The following is an 18,077-nucleotide window of genomic DNA, read 5'->3' as shown; positions in this document are numbered from 1 at the left end:
CCCCAGGTCCCCAGGCCCCGGGCCCCGGGCTCTCAGAGTTCCTTGCGGCCGCCGCCGTCCGGGCCGCCGTCCGGGCCGCCGTCCGGGCCCTCCAGCTCGCGCCGGCGGCGCGCCTCCCGTTCGGCCTCCTTCGCCTCCTTCAGCCGGCGGCGCTCCGCCTTCGTCCGCTTGCGGTCCACGCCGACGCCGCCCATCAGGGCGAAGCCGGTGATCCGCACGTACGGGGCGTCCGGGGCGGGCTCGCCCTCCTCGTTGGAGCCCTCCCCGAAACCTCCCATGATGCCGACGCCCCGGACATCGACGTTCAGCTCGGGCGGCGCGGTCACATGGATGCCGCCCATGATGGTGATGCAGCGGATGACGGTCTCGCGGTCCTCGAAGTGCGCCTCGCGCAGATCGATCTCGCCGCCGCCCCACATCGCGAACGCGGTGAACATCCGGCCGACCGTCCAGCGGCCCTTCCGGTTGAACCCGCCCCACAGGGCGAACGCCCCCTTCGAGGTGGCGCTGCCGCCGATCCTCGCGGGCCAGTTCGCCGCGGAGCCCCGCAGCGGGGCGGGCGCGGACGAGCCGACCGGAGCGACCACCGAGCCCGGCGCCGGAAGGTCCTGGACCAACGGCTCCAACTCCCCGTGCGTGCGGGCCTTGTAGGCCGTTTCGAGGCGCTGGTCGAACTCGTCCATGTCCAGGCGGCCCTCGGCCACGGCCTCGCGCAGCAGTTCCGCGATCCGCTCACGCTCGGCATCGGAGGCGCGCATGTCCGGACTCTCACTTGTCATACGGCGCAGCCTATTGAACGCACCCGTTCCCGGCACAGACGTTCAGGCCCGTGACCTGCGCGCGCCGCTCCGGAGGAGTGCCCGTCGCGCCGCCCCGAGGGAGTGCGCCCGTCACGGCGCGGACTCGTACATCCTGGCGATCACGGCCTCGATGTCCGGCTCCCGTACCGACAGGTCGACCAGCGGGTACTCCGCGGCGATCCGCGCCACCAGCGGGGCCGCCGACGCGGCGGCCGGGAACGCCAGCCACTGGCGCGGACCCTCCACCTTGACCGCCCGCAGGGCCGGCCCGCCGCCCGCCCCCTCCGACTCCAGGACGATCGGGGGGAGTTCGCTCTCCAGGTCCACCACGAGCATGCGTTCGCTCTCCCCCACCTCGTGGAGGCCCGCCAGCGAACCGTCGTACATCAGACGGCCGTGGTCGATCACCATCACCCGGTTGCACAGCTGCTCGATGTCGGTGAGGTCGTGCGTCGTCAGCAGGACCGTCGTCCCGCGCTCGGTGTTCAACTCCTTCAGGAACTGCCGCACCTTGGCCTTGGAGATCACATCGAGGCCGATCGTCGGCTCGTCCAGGTAGAGCACCTCCGGATCGTGCAGCAACGCCGCCGCGATGTCGCCGCGCATCCGCTGCCCCAGCGAGAGCTGCCGTACGGGGACTTCCAACAGCTCCCCCAGATTGAGGAGTTCGACGCAGCGGTCCAGGTTCTCGCGGTAACGCCGGTCGGGGATCCGGTACATGCGGTGCATCAGCCGGTACGAGTCGCGCAGCGGCAGATCCCACCAGAGGGTGGTCCGCTGGCCGAAGACGACACCGATGCGGTGTGCCAGGCGCGTACGTTCGCGGGAGGGGTCGATACCCGCGACCCGCAGCCGGCCGCCGCTCGGGGTGAGGATGCCCGTCAGCATCTTGATCGTGGTCGACTTCCCGGCCCCGTTCGGGCCGATGTAGCCGACCATCTCGCCGCGGGCCACCCGGAAGCTGATCCCGTCCACCGCCCGCACCTCGCGGCGCTCGCGGCGCAGCAGTCCGGTGCGGCGGCGGACCTGGAAGACCTTCTCGACGCCGTCGAGCGTGATGAAGCCGTCGGTGTCGCCGCCGAAGCCTGCGGTCGTGCCCGTGCCCGTGCCCGTGGTCGTGCCCGTGCCCACACCTGTGTCCGTGCCCGTGCCCGCGTCAGTGCCTGTGCCTGTGCCTGTGCCGTCACCCATGCCCGTACCCTCCTCCGTGTTCGTTCCCGCTCAACTGCCCGTGCTCCGGTACGCCCGCAGCCCCGCCCGCCACGCGATCCCCGCCAGCCCCCAGCAGGCCACCGCCACCAGCGGCGGCAGGAACGCCACCCACTCCGGCAGATCGACCGGGTACTCCCGGTCCAGCACGTACAGCGCGGGCAGCCAGCTGACGAAGGCCAGCGGCACCACGAACGTCACCCCGCGCACGAGGTCCTTCGCGAAGATCGTGGGCGGGTACTGGAGCAGCGTCGTCCCGCCGTACGTGAAGGAGTTCTGCACCTCCGAGGCGTCCTGCGCGACGAACTGGAACGCCGCCCCCGCGACGAAGATCGCGCCGAAGATCGCCGCACCACTCACCACCATCATCGGCAGCATCAGCACCTTCACCGGCGTCCACGCGATGTCCAGCGAGACCAGCGCGTAGCCGAGGACCAGCAGCCCCTGTGTGATCCGCCCCAGCCGGCGCAGCGCGAACCGGTCCGCCGCGACCTGCGCCAGCACCGGGACCGGCCGCACCAGCAGGGTGTCGAACGTCCCGTCCCGGACCCGGCGGCCCACCCGGTCCATCGAACCCAGCAGCAGGTCGCACAGCCCGAACGCGGTGGCCGACACCCCGTACAGCAGGGCGATCTCCTGCAACGTGTAGCCGCCCAGGGCGTCGACGTGCGAGAACATCAGCAGGATCGTCACGAAGTCGAAGGCCGTCACCGCGAAGTCCCCGAACACCGTCATGGCGAACGAGGCCCGGTACGCCATCGTCGAGCGCACCCACATCGCCATGATCAGCCCGTACGCCCGCACGCCCTCCAACAGCCGGGGCCGCTCCGGGAAGGGGAACGCCTCCGGCACCTCCGGCGCCCCGGCCCTCTCCTCCGTCCGCACCACGCTCTCAGCCACCCTGCACCACCACCCTCCTGGTCGCCACGGTCTGGAGCAGACGGCCCGCCAGCAGCAGCACCACCGCCCAGCCGCCCTGGAACGCGTACACCTCCACCAGCCCCCACCCCGTGTGCTTGCCGAGGAACACATCCGCCGGGACCTGGAGCAGCGAGGACCACGGCAGCGCCCGCGCCACCTCCCCCAGCAGTCCGGGGAACAGGTTCAACGGCAGCAGCATCCCGGAGAAGAACAGCCCGGCCAGCGACACGATCCGCATCGCGCCCGCCCCGTCCATCAGCCAGAACGCCGACATCGCGACCAGAAAGCGCATCGCGAAGCTGACCACCACGCCCAGGAACACCGAGACGAAGAACGCCGGCCAGGTCCACGGCGATCCCGGGAGCGCCAGATCGAAGGCGAGCGCCCCGAGGAACATCGGCACGACACCGCGCCCCAGCAGATGGAACGCCGCCCGGCCCAGGTCGCCCGCCATCCACCACAGCTGGAGGTCGGCAGGACGGTACAGGTCGACGGCGATGTCCCCCGTACGGATACGCTCCGCCAGCTCGTCCTCGAAGCCGCCGCCCATCATGGCGCAGGCCATCAGCAGGGCCTGCCCGAGCCAGACATAGGTCAGCGCCTCGGACGTGTCGTACCCGCCGAGCTGCGGACGTACGTCCCACAGCGCGATGTAGGTGTACGCCACGATGAAGCCGAAGACCGTGTTGGTGAACACCCCCGCGGCCGTGGCCGTCCGGTAGGTGGCGTAGCGCCGGAACGCACCCCCCGCCACCAACGCGTAGAGCCGCACGTCGCCCCCTCTTCCCCGGCACCACCGGCGCCCGACACCAAAGCGCCCGAGCCTAGTGCAGGCGCCACGGCCCCAGCGACCGGGTTTTCGCGACCGGGTTGTCGACCGTGTGTGTGCGTGACCTCGGTGACGACAGTGACAACCGTGACGACCGTGACGACCGTGACGACCGTGACGACCGTGACGACCGTGACGACCGGTGGAGGGAACGAACCAGGCAGAACCGAAGATTTCCCCATGAAACGGGCACTATGGGAGAACTGACCACGCCCGAGGAGCCCCACGGACATGAGCGACGAGTCACAGCACTGGGCCCCCCGCGACCCCTCGGGCGCGGCGGCCGCACCCGGGAACCACCGGGGAGAGCCGCCGGGGAACAACGGGAAGAACCGGAAGAACCGGAAGCACGACAGGAAACGACGCACCGGCTGGCGGCGCGCCGTCCCCACCTGGCGGATGACCCTCGGGACCGTCCTGGGCCTCGCGCTCCTCCTCATCGGAGGCTTCGTCGCCGGATACCAGTTCGTCGACATCCCGGCTGCCAACGCCGCGGCCACCGCCCAGTCCAACGTCTACCTCTACAGCGACGGCAGCGTCATCGCCCGCGACGGCGACGTGAACCGGGAGAAGGTCAAGCTCTCCCAGGTCCCCGCGACCGTCCAGCACGCGGTACTGGCCGCCGAGGACCGGGACTTCTACTCCGAGCGCGCCGTGGACGTGAAGGCGATGGCCCGGGCCGGCTGGAACACCGTGACCGGCAAGGGCAAGCAGGGCGGGTCGACGATCACCCAGCAGTACGTGAAGAACTACTACCTCGGCCAGGAGCGGACCGTCCTGCGCAAGGCCAAGGAGTTCTTCATCGCGGTCAAGCTCGACCGCGAGGAGACCAAGGACCAGATCTTCGAGGGCTACCTCAACACCAGCTACTTCGGGCGCAACGCCTACGGCATCCAGGCCGCCGCGCAGGCGTACTACAGCAAGAACGTCGAGGACCTCACCACCGCCGAGGGCGCCTACCTCGCCTCCCTCCTGAACGCCCCCAGCGCCTACGACGTCGTCGCCCACCCCGACAACGAACCCGCCGCCCAGCACCGCTGGAACTACGTCCTGGACGGCATGGTCAAGGAAGACTGGCTCGATGCGGCCGAACGGGCGACGACGGAGTTCCCCACCCCCGGCGAGGCCAGACCGTCGACCGGGCTCTCGGGACAGCGCGGCTACATCGTCCAGGCCGTCGAGGACCACCTCGACCAGCGCGGCATCCTCGACGGGAAGACCCTCGCCACCGGCGGCTACCGCATCACCACGACCCTCGACAAGGCCAAGCAGGACGCCTTCGTCAAGGCCGTCGACGCCAACGTGATGTCCAGGACCAGCGCCGACCGCAAGGCCGACCGCAACGTCCGCGTCGGCGGGGCCTCGATCGTCCCCGGCACCGGCGAGGTCGTCGCCCTGTACGGCGGCATCGACTACACGAAGCAGTACGTCAGCAACGCGACCCGCCGCGACTACCAGGTCGGCTCGATCTTCAAGCCGTTCGTCCTCACCTCCGCCGTCGTCAACGACTCCACCACCCAGGACGGCCGGCGCATCACGCCCAACACCGTCTACGACGGCGCCAACAAACGCATGGTCGTCGGCGTGCAGGGCCCCACCGACTACGCCCCAGCCAACGAGGACGACGTCGACTACGGCGACATCACCGTACGCGCCGCCACCGACAAGTCCGTCAACTCCGTCTACGCGCAGATGGCCCAGGACGTCGGCCCCGGAAAGGTCCGGGACACCGCGGTCGCCCTCGGCATCCCCACCGACACCCCCGACCTCACCGCCTCCCCCTCCATCGCGCTCGGCACCGCCAACGCCAGCGTCCTCGACATGACCGAGGCGTACGCCACCCTCGCCGACCACGGCCGGCACGGCCGCCACGTCCTCGTCGAGAAGGTCACCAAGGACGGCGCGGAGATCCAGCTGCCCGAGCGCACGACCGACCAGGCCGTCAGCCGCGAGGCCGCCGACACCACCACCGCCGTGCTGCGGGGCGTCGTGGAGGGCGGCACCGGCACGGCGGCCCAGGCCGTGGGCCGCCCCGCCGCGGGCAAGACCGGCACGGCGGAGGAGGACCGGGCCGCCTGGTTCGCCGGATACACCCCGGACCTCGCGACCGTCGTCGCCGTGATGGGCCAGAACCCGAAGACGGGCGCCCAGACCCCGCTGTACGGAGCCCTCGGCCTGCCCCGCGTCAACGGCGGCGGCGCCCCGGCCGAGACCTGGGCCGCCTACACGGAAGCGGCGCTGCGCTCCTCCCCCGCCCAGGAGTTCGACCTGGAGACGGCACCCGGCTCCGACGAGGAGGACGAACCCCCGCTCGACGAGAACCCCGACGGCAGCACGGACCCGTCCTCCTCGTCGGAACCCACCACCGGCCCCTCCGGCTCCACGGAGGTCAACCCGGCCGGCAGCAGCCCTCCCCCGTCCGGCGCGGACATCGGCGGCACGGGCGGCAGGGACGGCGGAGCGGACGGCGGAACGAATGGCACCGGCGGTGACGGGGAGGGGGACAGCAGGGGCGGCGGAGGCTGAGGCTCCATCGAGGGCTTTCACGGCCCCGGCATGACCGGGGCCCGCCCGGTATGACCGGGGCGCCCGGCATGACCGGGGCCCGCCCGAGAGCCCCCGGCGAGCCCTACAGATACGGAGCCCTACAGATACAACCCGGTCGAATCCACCGAACCCTCGAACCGGTCGGCGGCCACCGCGTGCAGATCGCGCTCCCGCATCAGGACGTACGCCACACCCCGCACCTCGACCTCGGCACGGTCCTCCGGGTCGTACAGCACCCGGTCACCGGGCTCCACCGTCCGCACGTTCTGCCCGACCGCGACAACGACCGCCCAGGCCAGACGCCGGCCCACCGCGGCCGTCGCCGGAATCAGGATGCCGCCACCGGAGCGCCGCTCGCCCTCGGACGCGTCGTTCCGCACCAGCACCCGGTCGTGCAGCATCCGGATGGGCAGCTTGTCGTCGTCGGCGGAGCCGGTGGCACCGCGATGGCCCTCGTGGGTGTTGTCGCTCACGCCCGCAACCTACCTGCCGGGCCCCGGACCGTACGCCGCCGGGTGCCGAACGCCACCGGACGCCTACCGACCGCCGCCGCTCACCTGCGGCGACGGCTGGACACGGTGAGCAGCCCCACCACACCGACCACCAGCAGAGTCACGGGAATCACCCGCTCCAACCGCGGGGAGCCGTCCTCCGCGACAAACTGCGCCTTCACCTCCGACACCGAACGGTTCACCGCGACGAAGGCACGGCCGGCCGTCCGGTCCACGGACTGGGCCGCCTTCGCCTTGGCATCTCCGATGATCGTCTTCGGGTGTACCCGCACCCCGATCTCATCGAGCACCACAGCGAGCTGCTCGCGCCTGCTGATGATGTCCGCCTCGATCTGCGCAGGGGTCCTGGCATCCGACACTGCGCCGCCTCCGTGGTCGTCGTCCGGTAAACCTTCGTGAACCTTCGTGAACCTTCATCGACAGTCTGTCAGCTCGAACCCCCGCACACCCGGCGGCACCCCTATTACCCTCGGTCCCGTCCGACCCGCGCACCACCCGAGGAGAACCACATGAGCGAGCGACTGAAGCCCGGCGACACCGCTCCCGCCTTCACCCTTCCCGACGCCGACGGCAACGAGGTGTCGCTCGCGGACCACAAGGGCCGCAAGGTCATCGTGTACTTCTACCCGGCCGCGCTTACCCCCGGATGCACCAAGCAGGCCTGCGACTTCACGGACAACCTCGACCTCCTGGCGAGCGCCGGGTACGACGTCATCGGCGTCTCCCCCGACAAGCCGGAGAAGCTCGCCAAATTCCGCGACACGGAGAACCTCAAGGTCACCCTGGTGGGCGACCCGGCCAAGGAAACTTTGGAGGCCTACGGCGCCTTCGGCGAGAAGAAGCTCTACGGCAAAGTGGTGACGGGCGTGATCCGTTCCACCGTCGTCGTCGACGAGGACGGCAAGATCGAGCACGCGTTCTACAACGTCAAGGCGACCGGCCACGTAGCCAAGATCATCAGGGATCTGGGCATCTGACGCCCACCGCCCGGGGCACCGGCGGCCCCGGGCCACCCCTCACACGATTCCGGCAATCACGGCGATTCCGACCGGCGGCCGACCGCAGAACGTGTTCAGATCATGTGAGGGAGATCGCATCGGCCCACGAAGTCGGTTTGCGACCGCCATGACTGCGCAGAAGCTTTTCCTGGAACACACTCCGAGGAAAGGACCCGGCCATGGCGGCCTCCGACCCCCACCAGGCGGCCGACCCCGAAGCGGTCAAACGCCACCCCACGCTCTTCCGGGCCATCCGGAAACGGCGCAACCCGCCGCTGCGCCGGACGGACATCACGGTCACGGACGACGCGGCGGTCAAGAGGGCCGTGAAAGCCGCCTCCCTGGGTAACGCCATGGAGTGGTTCGACTTCGGGATCTACTCCTACCTGGCCGTGACGATCGGACACGTGTTCTTCCCGTCCGGGAACGAGACCACGCAGCTCCTCTCCTCCTTCGCGACCTTCGCGGTGGCCTTCCTCGTACGGCCGCTCGGCGGCATGTTCTTCGGCCCGATGGGCGACAAGGTCGGCCGCAAGAAGGTCCTCGCGCTGACAATGATCCTGATGGCCGTCGGCACGTTCGCGATCGGCCTGATCCCCTCGCACGACACGATCGGCGTCTGGGCCGCGGTCCTGCTGATCTTCTTCCGGATGCTCCAGGGCTTCTCGACCGGAGGTGAGTACGGCGGCGCCTCGACGTTCATCGCCGAGTACGCCCCCGACAAACGACGCGGCTTCTTCGGCAGCTTCCTGGAGTTCGGCACCCTGGCCGGCTACGTCGGCGCGGCAGGCCTCGTGACGGCCCTGTACGCCCTCCTGAACGACGCGCAGATGGAGGCCTGGGGGTGGAGGATCCCGTTCCTCGTCGCGGGCCCGCTGGGCCTGGTCGGCCTCTACCTGCGACTGCGCCTGGACGAGACCCCCGCCTTCCAGAAGCTGGAGGGCGGCACGGCGCACGCGAGCGAGGCGGCGGACGGCGTCGAGGCCACGGCCAAGGGCGACCTGGCGAAGATCTTCCGGCAGCACTGGCGGACGCTGGTCCTCTGCATCTGCCTGGTCGGCGCGTACAACATCACCGACTACATGCTGCTGTCGTACATGCCGACGTACCTCTCCGACGAGCTCGGCTACAGCGAGACGCACGGGCTGCTGATCCTGCTGGCGGTGATGGTGTTCCTGATGACGATCATCAGCCAGATCGGCAAGCTGTCCGACCGCTTCGGCCGCAAACCGCTGCTGATGACCGGGATGCTGGGCTTCCTCTTCCTCTCCCTGCCCGCGTTCCTCCTCATCCGGATCGACGGCATCCTCCCGATCACCATCGGCATGCTGATGCTGGGCCTCTCCCTGGTCTGCATGCTCGGCACGATGTCGGCCGCGCTCCCGGCCCTGTTCCCGACGAACGTCCGCTACGGGTCCCTGTCGGTCGGCTACAACCTCTCCGCGTCGATCTTCGGCGGCACGACCCCGCTGGTCATCACGGCCCTGATCAGCTGGAGCGGCTCCAACCTGATGCCCGCGTACTACGCGATGGCGGCGGCCCTGGTGGGCCTGATCGCGGTCGCCTGCATGAAGGAGACGGCCCAGCAACCGCTGATCGGCTCCCCGCCGTCGGTCGAGACGGACGAGGAGGCGGCGGAACTGGTCCAGTCCCAGGCACCGGACCCGAAGTTCTGACCCGCCCCCCTTCCGGCCCTCCCTCGGAGGAACGGCCCGCACCGCTCGCGTCGAGCAGTGCGGGCCGTTCCGCGTTCTCACCGGATTTCGGGCGTGACTGTCCGATAAGCGGTTCGTTACTCCGTACGAGGCTGCGAACGCGCAGCCGGGACGGAGGGGGAACCCATGGGGAACAGCCCGTACACACGGGAGCGGCTGGCGGAGGGCATAGCCGCATCGGCGAACTGGACCGACCTGATGCGCCGACTGGGGCTGCCGGAGAACGGCGGCAGGCGACGCACACTCCAGCGGAAGGCGACGGAGTACGGGCTGGACACTTCGCACTTCAAGCAGCGGAGCCCGTGGAAGAAGTACCCGGACTCGGCGATCGCAGCAGCGGTGAAACGCAGCACCTCGCTGCGCGAGGTCGTCAACGAACTCGGTGCCCCACCGGCCAGCGGCACTCTCTCCCACATCGGCCGCCGTATCGCCGCCGCTGGAATCGATGTCGACCACTTTCCGGGGCTTAACCGCTCCCAGCTGGATCTCTCCTTCACCACCGATGAGTTACGGGCGGCGGCAGCGTCGGCCAAGAGCATCCGGGGTACAGCGTGCAGTCTGGGGATACCCGACGACGGCCGGTCACGCTGCCACGCGCTGACAGACACGTGGTGCAGAAACCGACGCCCAAGGAGTCGGACGGAAACCTGATTCGCATGCGCGTACCGTGCGGGGCGCCCTCCCGGCTAGCATGGCTGTTGGATGCGGCCGTGTCGGAATTGGCATACGAGCGGCGCTTAGAACGCCGTGGGAGTGATCCCGTGTGGGTTCGAGTCCCACCGGCCGCACAGGAACCGATAGGGGGCCGCACCCCTGGGCAGGGGTGCGGCCCCCTATCGGTGTCGGAAGTGGCGCCTCACCCCGCCAACTCCCGCACCACCGGCACCAACGCCCGGAACGCCTTCCCCCGGTGGCTGATCGCGTTCTTCTCCGCCGGGGTCAGCTCCGCGCACGTGCGGGTCTCGCCCTCCGGCTGGAGGATCGGGTCGTAGCCGAAGCCGCCCGTGCCGGACGGGGTGTGGCGCAGGGTGCCGTTGAGGCGGCCCTCGACCACGTGTTCCGTGCCGTCGGGGAGGGCCAGGGCGGCGGCGCAGGCGAAGTAGGCGCCGCGGTGTTCGTCGGCGATGTCGCCGAGTTGGGCCAGGAGCAGGTTCAGGTTGGCCGTGTCGTCGCCGTGGGTGCCGGACCAGCGGGCGGAGAAGATGCCGGGGGCGCCGCCGAGGACGTCCACGCAGAGGCCCGAGTCGTCGGCGACGGCGGGGAGGCCGGTGGCGCTCGCCAGGGCGTGGGCCTTGAGGAGCGCGTTCTCGGCGAAGGTGACGCCGGTTTCCTTGACGTCGGGGATGTCGGGGTACGCGTCCGCGCCGACGAGGTCGAGGTCGAGTCCCGCGTCGGCGAGGATGGCGTGGAGTTCGGTGATTTTCCCGGCGTTGCGGGTGGCGAGGATCAGGCGCTTCATGGGGCGATTATCGCCCCGGGCGGCCTGGGCGGGCCGTGCCGCCCCGGGCCGCCGGGCCGTGCCGTGCCGCCCCCGGCCCGGCCCGGGCCGGGCTGCCCGGTCGCGCCCCCCTGGCCCGCCCCGCCCTTGGTGGTGCTTACGGGCTGCAGACCTTGCCGATCTCCGTCGCCGCGTCCGTCACGGGGGTGATGTCGGGGGTGGCGTCGCCGGCCTCGATGGACTTGCGGACGCCGGTGACGCCGGTCTGGAGGTCGTCGACGGCCTTGGAGAGGTCGGCGTTGTCCGTGGTGTCGTCGAGCTTCTTCAGCTCGCGGTCGATCTCGTCCAGGGACTCGGAGGCCTGGGTGATGTCCTCGGAGGCGTTGGAGACGGCCTTCTGGAGGTTGCCGACGCTGGTGGCGATGGCGTCGGCGGTGCGGACGCAGTCGAGCGCCTTGTCGAGGCCTGCGCAGCCTGCGGCCGTGGTCAGCGTCAGCAGGGTGGCGGCGGTGGCGAGTGCGAGGCGTTGGTGGCGGCGCGTTGCCATGGTTCGGTCCCTCCCCGGGGATCGTTACGTGGACGGGCGCACGGTTCGACCCGTGCGCCCGTATCCGTAACGACGCTATGTGGTGCGTATTTGGTTGCTTCTTTACCCGCGGGGGGTGGGTCGCTACGCGTCCTGGGTGCGGGCGAGTGCGTCGCGCTGGAGTGCGGCGAGGTCGACGCAGCCGGCGGTGGCGAGGTCGAGGAGCGCGCCGAGTTCCTTGCGGTCGAAGGGTGCGCCCTCGGCGGTGCCCTGGACCTCGACGAAGCGGCCGTCGCCGGTGCAGACGACGTTCATGTCGGTCTCGGCGCGGACGTCCTCCTCGTAGCAGAGGTCGAGGAGCGGGGTGCCGTCGACGATGCCGACGCTGATGGCGGCGACGGTGTCGGTGAGCGGCTTGCGGCCGGCCTTGACGATCTTCTTGCCCTGGGCCCAGGCGACGGCGTCGGCGAGGGCGACGTAGGCGCCGGTGATGGCGGCCGTGCGGGTGCCGCCGTCGGCCTGGAGGACGTCGCAGTCCAGGACGATGGTGTTCTCGCCAAGGGCCTTGTAGTCGATGACGGCGCGCAGTGAGCGGCCGATCAGTCGGCTGATCTCGTGGGTGCGTCCGCCGATCTTGCCGCGTACGGCTTCGCGGTCGCCGCGGGTGTTGGTGGAGCGGGGCAGCATGGAGTATTCGGCGGTGACCCAGCCTTCGCCGCTGCCCTTGCGCCAGCGCGGGACGCCTTCAGTGACGGAGGCGGTGCAGAAGACTTTGGTGTCGCCGAAGGAGATGAGGACTGAGCCCTCGGCGTGCTTGCTCCAGCCGCGTTCGATGGTGACGGGGCGGAGCTGTTCGGGGGTGCGGCCGTCGATGCGAGACATGGGGCCGACTTTATCCGGTGGCGGGGGTGGCTCCGTTCGGGTGCGGTGGCGGCCGCCGTGCCGCGGCGCTCCCGCGTGCGCAGGGGTGTGCGGGGGCATGGCGCAGGCCCCGTCCTGTCCTCCGGTGGGGGGACGGGGCCTGTGGTTTCCGGCGTGGGGTCAGCCGGTCACATCATGTCTTCGATGTCGGCGGCGATGGGGTCCGCGTCGGTGCCGATGACGACCTGGATCGCGGTGCCCATCTTGACGACGCCGTGGGCGCCGGCGGCCTTGAGGGCGGCTTCGTCGACCTTGCTGGGGTCGTGGACCTCGGTGCGGAGGCGGGTGATGCAGCCTTCGATCTCGTCGATGTTGTCGATACCGCCGAGCCCGGCGACGATCTTCTCAGCCTTGGTGGCCATGTCCTTCTCCCTGGTTTCGCGCGCAGACGGCCGCCCGCTGCGGGTCCGTTTCGTCACGGTAACGCACGGTTGGCCCAACTTCGCGGGCGGGTAACCGGATGATCCCGAAAGATAACGATCACCGGCGCCCTGTCTTCGGGACGGACCCCGGACCGTGACGCAACTGGTCTACACCAGTTTGCAACGACCGCCAAACGTGAAGTGTTCCGGGAGGACGCCCATGAGTTCGAGCGCCGCTGCGGTACCGCAGCAAAAATGGTGGAACGGACCGGTCCAGGGCCTGCAGAAGGTCGGGCGGAGCCTTCAGCTCCCGGTGGCCGTGCTCCCCGCCGCCGGCCTGCTCGTCAGTCTCGGCAACCTCTTCAGCTCGTACCTGGACGGCGCTTTCTGGGACAAGACCTCCAAGGTCCTGCTCAACGGTGGCGGGGCGATCCTCGACGGCGAGCTCGGCCTCCCCCTGTTGTTCTGCATCGGCGTCGCCATCGGCTTCGCGAAGAAGGCGGACGGCTCCACCGCGCTGGCGGCCGTCGTCGGCTTCCTGGTCTACCGGGGGGTGCTGACCGCGTTCCCCATGGACGGCACCGTGACGGAGGCACTGCCCGACGGTGAGCCGCAGAACCCCGGTGTGCTCGGCGGCATCCTGATCGGGCTGCTGACCGCGGTCGTCTGGCAGCGCTATCACCGCACCAAGCTGGTCGACTGGCTCGGGTTCTTCAACGGGCGACGCCTGGTGCCGATCCTGATGGCGTTCCTCTGTGTGATCCTCGGCGTGCTGTTCGGCCTGCTGTGGCAGCCGGTGGGCGACGGGCTGACCTGGTTCTCCAAGCAGCTGATCGACCTCGGCTCCTGGGGCGCGGCGATCTTCGGCTTCGCAAACAGGTTGTTGATCCCGATCGGCATGCACCAGTTCCTGAACACGTTCTTCTGGTTCCAGGCGGGTGAGTTCACCGGGGCGGACGGCCAGACCGTGCAGGGCGACATCTCCCGGTTCTTCGCCGGGGACCCGTCGGCCGGTCAGTTCACCTCGGGGTTCTTCCCGATCATGATGTTCGGCCTGCCCGCCGCGGCCCTCGCCATCACCCACTGCGCGCGGCCCGAGCGCCGCAAGGAGGTGGCGGGCCTGATGGTCTCGGTGGCGCTGACCTCGTTCGTCACGGGTGTGACGGAGCCGCTGGAGTTCTCGTTCATGTTCGTCGCGCCGCTGCTGTACGGCGTGCACGCGGTGCTGACCGGGGCGTCGATGGGCATCACCTGGCTGTTGGGGGTGCACGCGGGGTTCAGCTTCTCGGCCGGGTTGATCGACTACGTCGTCAACTGGCATCTGGATACGAAACCCTGGTTGATCATCCCGATCGGCGCGGGCTTCGCGGTGGTCTACTACGTGGTCTTCCGTTTCGCGATCATCAAGTTCGACCTCAAGACACCGGGGCGCGAACCGGAGGAGATCGAGAGGGAGATCGAGAAGGACCTCACCAAGTAGCGCGGCGCGGTAAGGACCCCGGGTCTTCGGACCCGGTGCATACGGCACGCATGAGGCCCCCGGACCACTCGGTCCGGGGGCTTCGGCATGTCACCGAAAGTGCCGGATCTGCTACTGCGAATAAGCAGGGAATTGCAGGTTCCTTATCTAACCCTCACCGTGCTAAAACTGGTCTACACCACTGAGTGGTCCAGACCACGGCTGTCTGCCGGCGTCTGTCGAGTCGCCGCCTCCCCGCATCAACGACCCGGGCGGCACCGTGTCCCATGGAGGAAGTTGATGACCACGGCTGAGACCGCACCCGCGGCCGAGAAGAAGAAGGGCGCCGGCGTGATGTCCGTCATGCAGCGCATCGGCCGCAGCCTCATGCTGCCGGTCGCCGTGCTGCCGGCCGCCGCACTCCTGGTCCGCCTCGGCAATGACGACATGCTGGGCCGCGAGTCGTTCCCGACCTTCATAACGAAGCTCGCCGGCTACATGTCCGCGGGCGGCAACGCGCTCCTCGACAACATGGCGCTGCTGTTCGCCGTCGGCATCGCGATCGGCTTCGCGAAGAAGTCGGACGGCTCCACCGCCCTGGCCGCCGTCACCGGCTACCTCGTCTTCCAGAAGGTGCTCGCGACCTTCACGGACGGCAGCCTGCCGCAGAAGGCCACCGTGGTCGACGACAAGATCGTCATGGTCGACGCCCCCGTCAACGCCGGCGTCCTCGGCGGTGTGGTGATGGGTATCGTCGTGGCGCTGCTCTACCAGAAGTTCTACCGGACGAAGCTGCCCGACTGGGCCGGCTTCTTCAGCGGCCGCCGTCTGGTCCCGATCCTCTCCGCCTTCGCGGGTCTGGTCATCGGCATCGTCTTCGGCCTGATCTGGCCGGTCCTCGGCGCGGGTCTGCACAACTTCGGTGAGTGGCTGGTGGGCTCCGGCGCGGTCGGCGCGGGCATCTTCGGTGTCGCCAACCGTGCGCTGATCCCGGTCGGCATGCACCACCTGCTGAACTCCTTCCCGTGGTTCCAGGCGGGCGAGTACAACGGCAAGAACGGTGACATCGCCCGCTTCCTGGAGGGCGACCCGACCGCCGGACAGTTCATGACCGGCTTCTTCCCGATCATGATGTTCGCCCTCCCGGCGGCCTGCCTCGCGATCGTCCACTGTGCCCGCCCCGAGCGCCGCAAGGTCGTCGGCGGCATGATGTTCTCGCTCGCGCTGACCTCGTTCGTCACCGGTGTGACCGAGCCGATCGAGTTCACCTTCATGTTCGTCGCCCCGGTGCTGTACGCGATCCACGCGGTGCTGACCGGTGTGTCGATGGCCCTGACCTGGGCGCTCGGCATGAAGGACGGCTTCGGCTTCTCGGCCGGTCTGGTCGACTTCCTGCTGAACCTCGGCATCGCGTCGAAGCCCTGGCTGCTGGTCCTGGTCGGCCTCTGCTTCGCGGTGGTCTACTACGTGGTCTTCCGCTTCGCGATCACCAAGTTCAACCTGCCGACCCCGGGCCGGGAATCGGACGAGGAGCTCGCCGAGCTGCAGAAGGCCGAGGCGAAGTAGCCTCCGCCACGCCCGTACGCCGAAGCCCTCGCTTCCCGGAGACGTCTTTCGGGAGCGGGGGCTTCGGCGTACCCGTCACACCGGGCGTACGGAATCAGGCACGTCCAGCCGGTAGAGCTGGCGGGAACCGCCCTCCGGTCCCGGGTCCGCGGGCTCGCCGGGGCGGAAGCCGAGCCGCTCGTAGAAGACGCGGGCCCCGCTCTCCACCGCCCCCGGGTGGTCCGGCCCGAAGGTGACCACCTCCACGGTGCCGGGCCCCGTGACGTAACGGCGCATCGCCTCCGCCATCAGCAGTCGGCCCACTCCGGCGCCTCGAAAGTGTTCGGCGGTGACGAGCCAGTGCACGTGGTACGTGGGCGGTTCGGTGCCGAACAGCAGGCCGCCGACGGGGCCGGACGCGTCGGCGGACTCGGCGACCAGGGCCGCCCCGTCACGGATGTGGGCTTCCACCGCGCGGTGGAAGCCCGGCTCCTCGGCCATCGGCCCGAACCAGTGCTCGACCTGGGACGCCAGGGCCAGGAAGCCGTCGAGGTCGGCGTCCCGGGCGGGTCTGATCGTGATCATCCGAGCAGTCTCGCAGAGCGGCCCGCGGCCGGCGGCGCGTCGCGCGAAACCGGGCCGCCCGCCGCCCGTGCGGGGATCAGAGCTCGTACACCGCGCCCGGGGCCGCCAGTTCCACCGGGCCCGGGTAGGCCGCTCGGGCGTCGGCGGCGTTACGGCCGGCGTCGGTCCACGGCGGGATGTGGGTGAGGACGAGCCGGCGTGCTCCGGCGCGGGCCGCCGCCTCGCCGGCCTCGCGGCCGTTGAGGTGCAGGTCCGGAATGTCCTCCTTGCCGTCGATGAACGACGCCTCGCAGAGGAACAGGTCCGCGTCGCGGGCCAGGTCCTCCAGGGCGTCGCAGATCCCCGTGTCGCCGGAGTAGGCGAGGACGGAGCCGCCGTGCTCGATCCGGATGCCGAAGGTGTCGACGGGGTGGCGGAGCTTCTCCGTACGGACCGAGAAGGGGCCGATCTCGAAGGACTGGGACTTGAGGGTGTGGAAGTCGAAGACCTCGCTCATCGCCCGGTCGGACGGGGTGTCCCCGTGGGCGGCGGTCAGCCGCTGCTCGGTGCCCTCGGGCCCGTAGACCGGGAGAGGGACGGGGCGGGCGCCGTCGTGGCGGTAGTAGCGCACGACGAAATACGCGCACATGTCGATGCAGTGGTCTGCGTGCAGATGGCTGAGGAAGATCGCGTCGAGGTCGTAGAGACCGACGTGGCGCTGCAACTCGCCGAGGGCGCCGTTGCCCATGTCGAGGAGCAGCCGGAAGCCGTCGGCCTCTACGAGGTAGCTCGAGCATGCCGAACCCGTGGAGGGGAACGAGCCGGAGCAGCCGACGACGGTGAGCTTCATGGAGCGTGAACCTCCGGTACGCGGGAACGGGGAGGGTTCGTGCGATTCCGCCGGGGCTCCGTACGGTGCCTTCGGAGCTTCGTACGGTGCCTGCGGAATGGGTTCTGCTGGGTTCTGCGGTTTGTCGAGCGTAAGGCGCGAAACTCCGCGTCGCTCCTCCGCTGCCCTCCGTTGTGGGGGAACTCACCTGCCCTGTCACCGGTTCGATGGAAGCGCGCCCACCGGCTGCCCCGCCGTGCCCGTCGCGGCCGCCGGTACGGTCGGGGGATGAACACGTTCTGGTGGGTGGCGCTGGTCGCCGTGGTTCTGCTGGCGCTCGTGGCCGCGGTGGTGGACGGCCGGGGGCGCTCGGACCGCGGTCCCCGCTCGCGTCGGCCCCGGCAGCCGGCCGGGTCGACCCGGCCGCCGTCGCGGCCGTCGGGTCCGGAGGGGCGTGGGGACGGGCGTACGCCTCGGGCCGGTGAGGTGTGGTGGGCCGATGTGCCGTACGAGGACGGGCCCGGGTCGAAGGACCGGCCGTGTCTGGTGATCTCGGTGCGGGGGCGGGGCCGGGGGCGCACGGCGCTGGTCGCGAAGATCACCAGTCGGCATCACGAGGAGCGGCCCGGGGTGATCGCGCTGCCCTCGGGGACGGTCGGGGACCGGCAGGGGCGGCAGAGCTTCCTGGAGACGGACGAGCTGCGGGAGGTCCGTATCGCCGGGTTCCGGCGGCGGGTGGGGACGGTGGACCCGGGGGTGTGGGAGCGGGTGCGCGGGCTGGGGGCGGGGTGAGGGGCGGGGCCGTGTGGGGGGGGGGGGGGGGGGCGCCCCGGCGGGGGGGGGGGGGGGCGGCGGGGGGTGGAATGATCATAGGCCCCCCGCCGGCGCCGGGGCGGCGCGGC

The 18,077-nt window shown here is 70.1% G+C and carries 19 protein-coding genes and 1 tRNA gene; 8 read left to right on the top strand and 12 right to left on the bottom strand.

Translation table 11 applies throughout. From position 1 onward, the window contains the following. Positions 1 to 32: 32 nt before the first annotated feature. The 4 genes from AB0F29_RS24955 to AB0F29_RS24940 all read right to left on the bottom strand — a co-directional run bounded on the left by AB0F29_RS24955 (position 33) and on the right by AB0F29_RS24940 (position 3,702). Complete coding sequence (locus tag AB0F29_RS24955) at positions 33 to 758, bottom strand: DUF1707 domain-containing protein (protein WP_361876353.1); 726 nt, start codon at positions 756 to 758, stop codon at positions 33 to 35. Between the two features lie 132 nt (positions 759 to 890). Then, positions 891 to 1,991: an ATP-binding cassette domain-containing protein gene (locus AB0F29_RS24950; protein WP_361875847.1), complete on the bottom strand. Its 1,101-nt coding sequence runs from the start codon at positions 1,989 to 1,991 to the stop codon at positions 891 to 893. A 30-nt stretch (positions 1,992 to 2,021) separates the two neighbouring features. Beyond that, complete coding sequence (locus AB0F29_RS24945) at positions 2,022 to 2,909, bottom strand: ABC transporter permease (RefSeq protein WP_361875844.1); 888 nt, start codon at positions 2,907 to 2,909, stop codon at positions 2,022 to 2,024. Further along, entirely contained in the window at positions 2,902 to 3,702 is an 801-nt protein-coding gene (locus AB0F29_RS24940) for an ABC-2 family transporter protein (protein WP_361875841.1), read from the bottom strand. The genes AB0F29_RS24945 and AB0F29_RS24940 overlap by 8 nt, the downstream gene beginning before the upstream one ends. Positions 3,703 to 3,990: 288 nt before the next feature. Here AB0F29_RS24940 and AB0F29_RS24935 point away from each other — a divergent pair, with 288 nt between their 5' ends. Next, positions 3,991 to 6,285, top strand: coding sequence for a transglycosylase domain-containing protein (locus AB0F29_RS24935; protein WP_361875838.1), 2,295 nt, complete (start codon positions 3,991 to 3,993; stop codon positions 6,283 to 6,285). A gap of 119 nt (positions 6,286 to 6,404) precedes the next feature. On the opposite strand, the gene AB0F29_RS24930 is transcribed toward AB0F29_RS24935, so the two are convergent. Next, entirely contained in the window at positions 6,405 to 6,779 is a 375-nt protein-coding gene (locus AB0F29_RS24930; protein ID WP_007450657.1) for a co-chaperone GroES, read from the bottom strand. 80 nt (positions 6,780 to 6,859) lie between these two features. After that, on the bottom strand, positions 6,860 to 7,177 hold the full coding sequence (locus AB0F29_RS24925) for a DUF3618 domain-containing protein (protein ID WP_361875835.1): 318 nt from the start codon (positions 7,175 to 7,177) through the stop codon (positions 6,860 to 6,862). Between the two features lie 150 nt (positions 7,178 to 7,327). Here AB0F29_RS24925 and bcp point away from each other — a divergent pair, with 150 nt between their 5' ends. The 4 genes from bcp (at position 7,328) to AB0F29_RS24905 (ending at position 10,319) form a co-directional block, all read left to right on the top strand. Further along, positions 7,328 to 7,795 carry a thioredoxin-dependent thiol peroxidase gene (bcp, locus tag AB0F29_RS24920; RefSeq protein ID WP_056707274.1) on the top strand — a complete coding sequence of 156 codons (468 nt, stop codon included), beginning with the start codon at positions 7,328 to 7,330 and terminating at the stop codon, positions 7,793 to 7,795. Positions 7,796 to 7,995: 200 nt separating this feature from the next. Next, entirely contained in the window at positions 7,996 to 9,492 is a 1,497-nt protein-coding gene (gene proP / locus AB0F29_RS24915) for a glycine betaine/L-proline transporter ProP (protein ID WP_361875832.1), read from the top strand. Between the two features lie 165 nt (positions 9,493 to 9,657). After that, positions 9,658 to 10,182, top strand: a complete 525-nt coding sequence (locus AB0F29_RS24910; protein WP_361875829.1) for a hypothetical protein — start codon at positions 9,658 to 9,660, stop codon at positions 10,180 to 10,182. A 53-nt stretch (positions 10,183 to 10,235) separates the two neighbouring features. Next, positions 10,236 to 10,319: transfer RNA gene (locus tag AB0F29_RS24905), tRNA-Leu, on the top strand. Between the two features lie 68 nt (positions 10,320 to 10,387). On the opposite strand, the gene rdgB is transcribed toward AB0F29_RS24905, so the two are convergent. From rdgB to AB0F29_RS24885, 4 genes are all read right to left on the bottom strand, one after another. Then, positions 10,388 to 10,990: an RdgB/HAM1 family non-canonical purine NTP pyrophosphatase gene (rdgB, locus tag AB0F29_RS24900; RefSeq protein ID WP_361875826.1), complete on the bottom strand. Its 603-nt coding sequence runs from the start codon at positions 10,988 to 10,990 to the stop codon at positions 10,388 to 10,390. A gap of 136 nt (positions 10,991 to 11,126) precedes the next feature. Next, on the bottom strand, positions 11,127 to 11,516 hold the full coding sequence (locus AB0F29_RS24895) for a hypothetical protein (protein ID WP_361875823.1): 390 nt from the start codon (positions 11,514 to 11,516) through the stop codon (positions 11,127 to 11,129). Positions 11,517 to 11,639: 123 nt separating this feature from the next. Then, positions 11,640 to 12,377 carry a ribonuclease PH gene (rph, locus tag AB0F29_RS24890; RefSeq protein WP_018958495.1) on the bottom strand — a complete coding sequence of 246 codons (738 nt, stop codon included), beginning with the start codon at positions 12,375 to 12,377 and terminating at the stop codon, positions 11,640 to 11,642. Positions 12,378 to 12,544: 167 nt separating this feature from the next. Further along, positions 12,545 to 12,835, bottom strand: coding sequence for a PTS glucose/sucrose transporter subunit IIB (locus AB0F29_RS24885; RefSeq protein WP_078625861.1), 291 nt, complete (start codon positions 12,833 to 12,835; stop codon positions 12,545 to 12,547). Between the two features lie 163 nt (positions 12,836 to 12,998). Here AB0F29_RS24885 and AB0F29_RS24880 point away from each other — a divergent pair, with 163 nt between their 5' ends. Together AB0F29_RS24880 and AB0F29_RS24875 are read left to right on the top strand one after the other, a co-directional pair. After that, positions 12,999 to 14,258 (top strand): PTS transporter subunit EIIC, encoded by a 1,260-nt coding sequence (locus AB0F29_RS24880; protein WP_361875818.1) that lies wholly within the window; start codon positions 12,999 to 13,001, stop codon positions 14,256 to 14,258. Positions 14,259 to 14,537: 279 nt separating this feature from the next. After that, entirely contained in the window at positions 14,538 to 15,803 is a 1,266-nt protein-coding gene (locus AB0F29_RS24875) for a PTS transporter subunit EIIC (protein ID WP_018958493.1), read from the top strand. A 75-nt stretch (positions 15,804 to 15,878) separates the two neighbouring features. Here AB0F29_RS24875 and AB0F29_RS24870 read toward each other — a convergent pair whose 3' ends face one another. Then, positions 15,879 to 16,367 (bottom strand): GNAT family N-acetyltransferase, encoded by a 489-nt coding sequence (locus tag AB0F29_RS24870; RefSeq protein ID WP_361875814.1) that lies wholly within the window; start codon positions 16,365 to 16,367, stop codon positions 15,879 to 15,881. 76 nt (positions 16,368 to 16,443) lie between these two features. Then, on the bottom strand, positions 16,444 to 17,196 hold the full coding sequence (locus tag AB0F29_RS24865; RefSeq protein ID WP_361875811.1) for an MBL fold metallo-hydrolase: 753 nt from the start codon (positions 17,194 to 17,196) through the stop codon (positions 16,444 to 16,446). A gap of 267 nt (positions 17,197 to 17,463) precedes the next feature. Here AB0F29_RS24865 and AB0F29_RS24860 point away from each other — a divergent pair, with 267 nt between their 5' ends. Further along, on the top strand, positions 17,464 to 17,967 hold the full coding sequence (locus AB0F29_RS24860) for a type II toxin-antitoxin system PemK/MazF family toxin (protein WP_361875809.1): 504 nt from the start codon (positions 17,464 to 17,466) through the stop codon (positions 17,965 to 17,967). The last annotated feature ends 110 nt before the right edge of the window (positions 17,968 to 18,077 follow it).

Source organism: Streptomyces sp. NPDC026589 (genome assembly GCF_040638385.1).
In the GTDB taxonomy this organism is placed as follows: domain Bacteria; phylum Actinomycetota; class Actinomycetes; order Streptomycetales; family Streptomycetaceae; genus Streptomyces.
This window is presented reverse-complemented; position numbering and strand designations above follow the sequence as displayed.

Excerpts from the sequence above, each read along its gene's own strand:
- AB0F29_RS24955 (WP_361876353.1), bottom strand. The coding sequence starts at position 758 with ATGCGCGCCTCCGATGCCGAGCGTGAGCGGATCGCGGAACTGCTGCGC.
- AB0F29_RS24950 (WP_361875847.1), bottom strand. The coding sequence starts at position 1,991 with ATGGGTGACGGCACAGGCACAGGCACAGGCACTGACGCGGGCACGGGC.
- AB0F29_RS24935 (WP_361875838.1), top strand. The coding sequence starts at position 3,991 with ATGAGCGACGAGTCACAGCACTGGGCCCCCCGCGACCCCTCGGGCGCG.
- bcp (WP_056707274.1), top strand. The coding sequence starts at position 7,328 with ATGAGCGAGCGACTGAAGCCCGGCGACACCGCTCCCGCCTTCACCCTT.
- proP (WP_361875832.1), top strand. The coding sequence starts at position 7,996 with ATGGCGGCCTCCGACCCCCACCAGGCGGCCGACCCCGAAGCGGTCAAA.
- AB0F29_RS24910 (WP_361875829.1), top strand. The coding sequence starts at position 9,658 with ATGGGGAACAGCCCGTACACACGGGAGCGGCTGGCGGAGGGCATAGCC.
- rdgB (WP_361875826.1), bottom strand. The coding sequence starts at position 10,990 with ATGAAGCGCCTGATCCTCGCCACCCGCAACGCCGGGAAAATCACCGAA.
- AB0F29_RS24895 (WP_361875823.1), bottom strand. The coding sequence starts at position 11,516 with ATGGCAACGCGCCGCCACCAACGCCTCGCACTCGCCACCGCCGCCACC.
- rph (WP_018958495.1), bottom strand. The coding sequence starts at position 12,377 with ATGTCTCGCATCGACGGCCGCACCCCCGAACAGCTCCGCCCCGTCACC.
- AB0F29_RS24880 (WP_361875818.1), top strand. The coding sequence starts at position 12,999 with ATGAGTTCGAGCGCCGCTGCGGTACCGCAGCAAAAATGGTGGAACGGA.
- AB0F29_RS24875 (WP_018958493.1), top strand. The coding sequence starts at position 14,538 with ATGACCACGGCTGAGACCGCACCCGCGGCCGAGAAGAAGAAGGGCGCC.
- AB0F29_RS24870 (WP_361875814.1), bottom strand. The coding sequence starts at position 16,367 with ATGATCACGATCAGACCCGCCCGGGACGCCGACCTCGACGGCTTCCTG.
- AB0F29_RS24865 (WP_361875811.1), bottom strand. The coding sequence starts at position 17,196 with ATGAAGCTCACCGTCGTCGGCTGCTCCGGCTCGTTCCCCTCCACGGGT.
- AB0F29_RS24860 (WP_361875809.1), top strand. The coding sequence starts at position 17,464 with ATGAACACGTTCTGGTGGGTGGCGCTGGTCGCCGTGGTTCTGCTGGCG.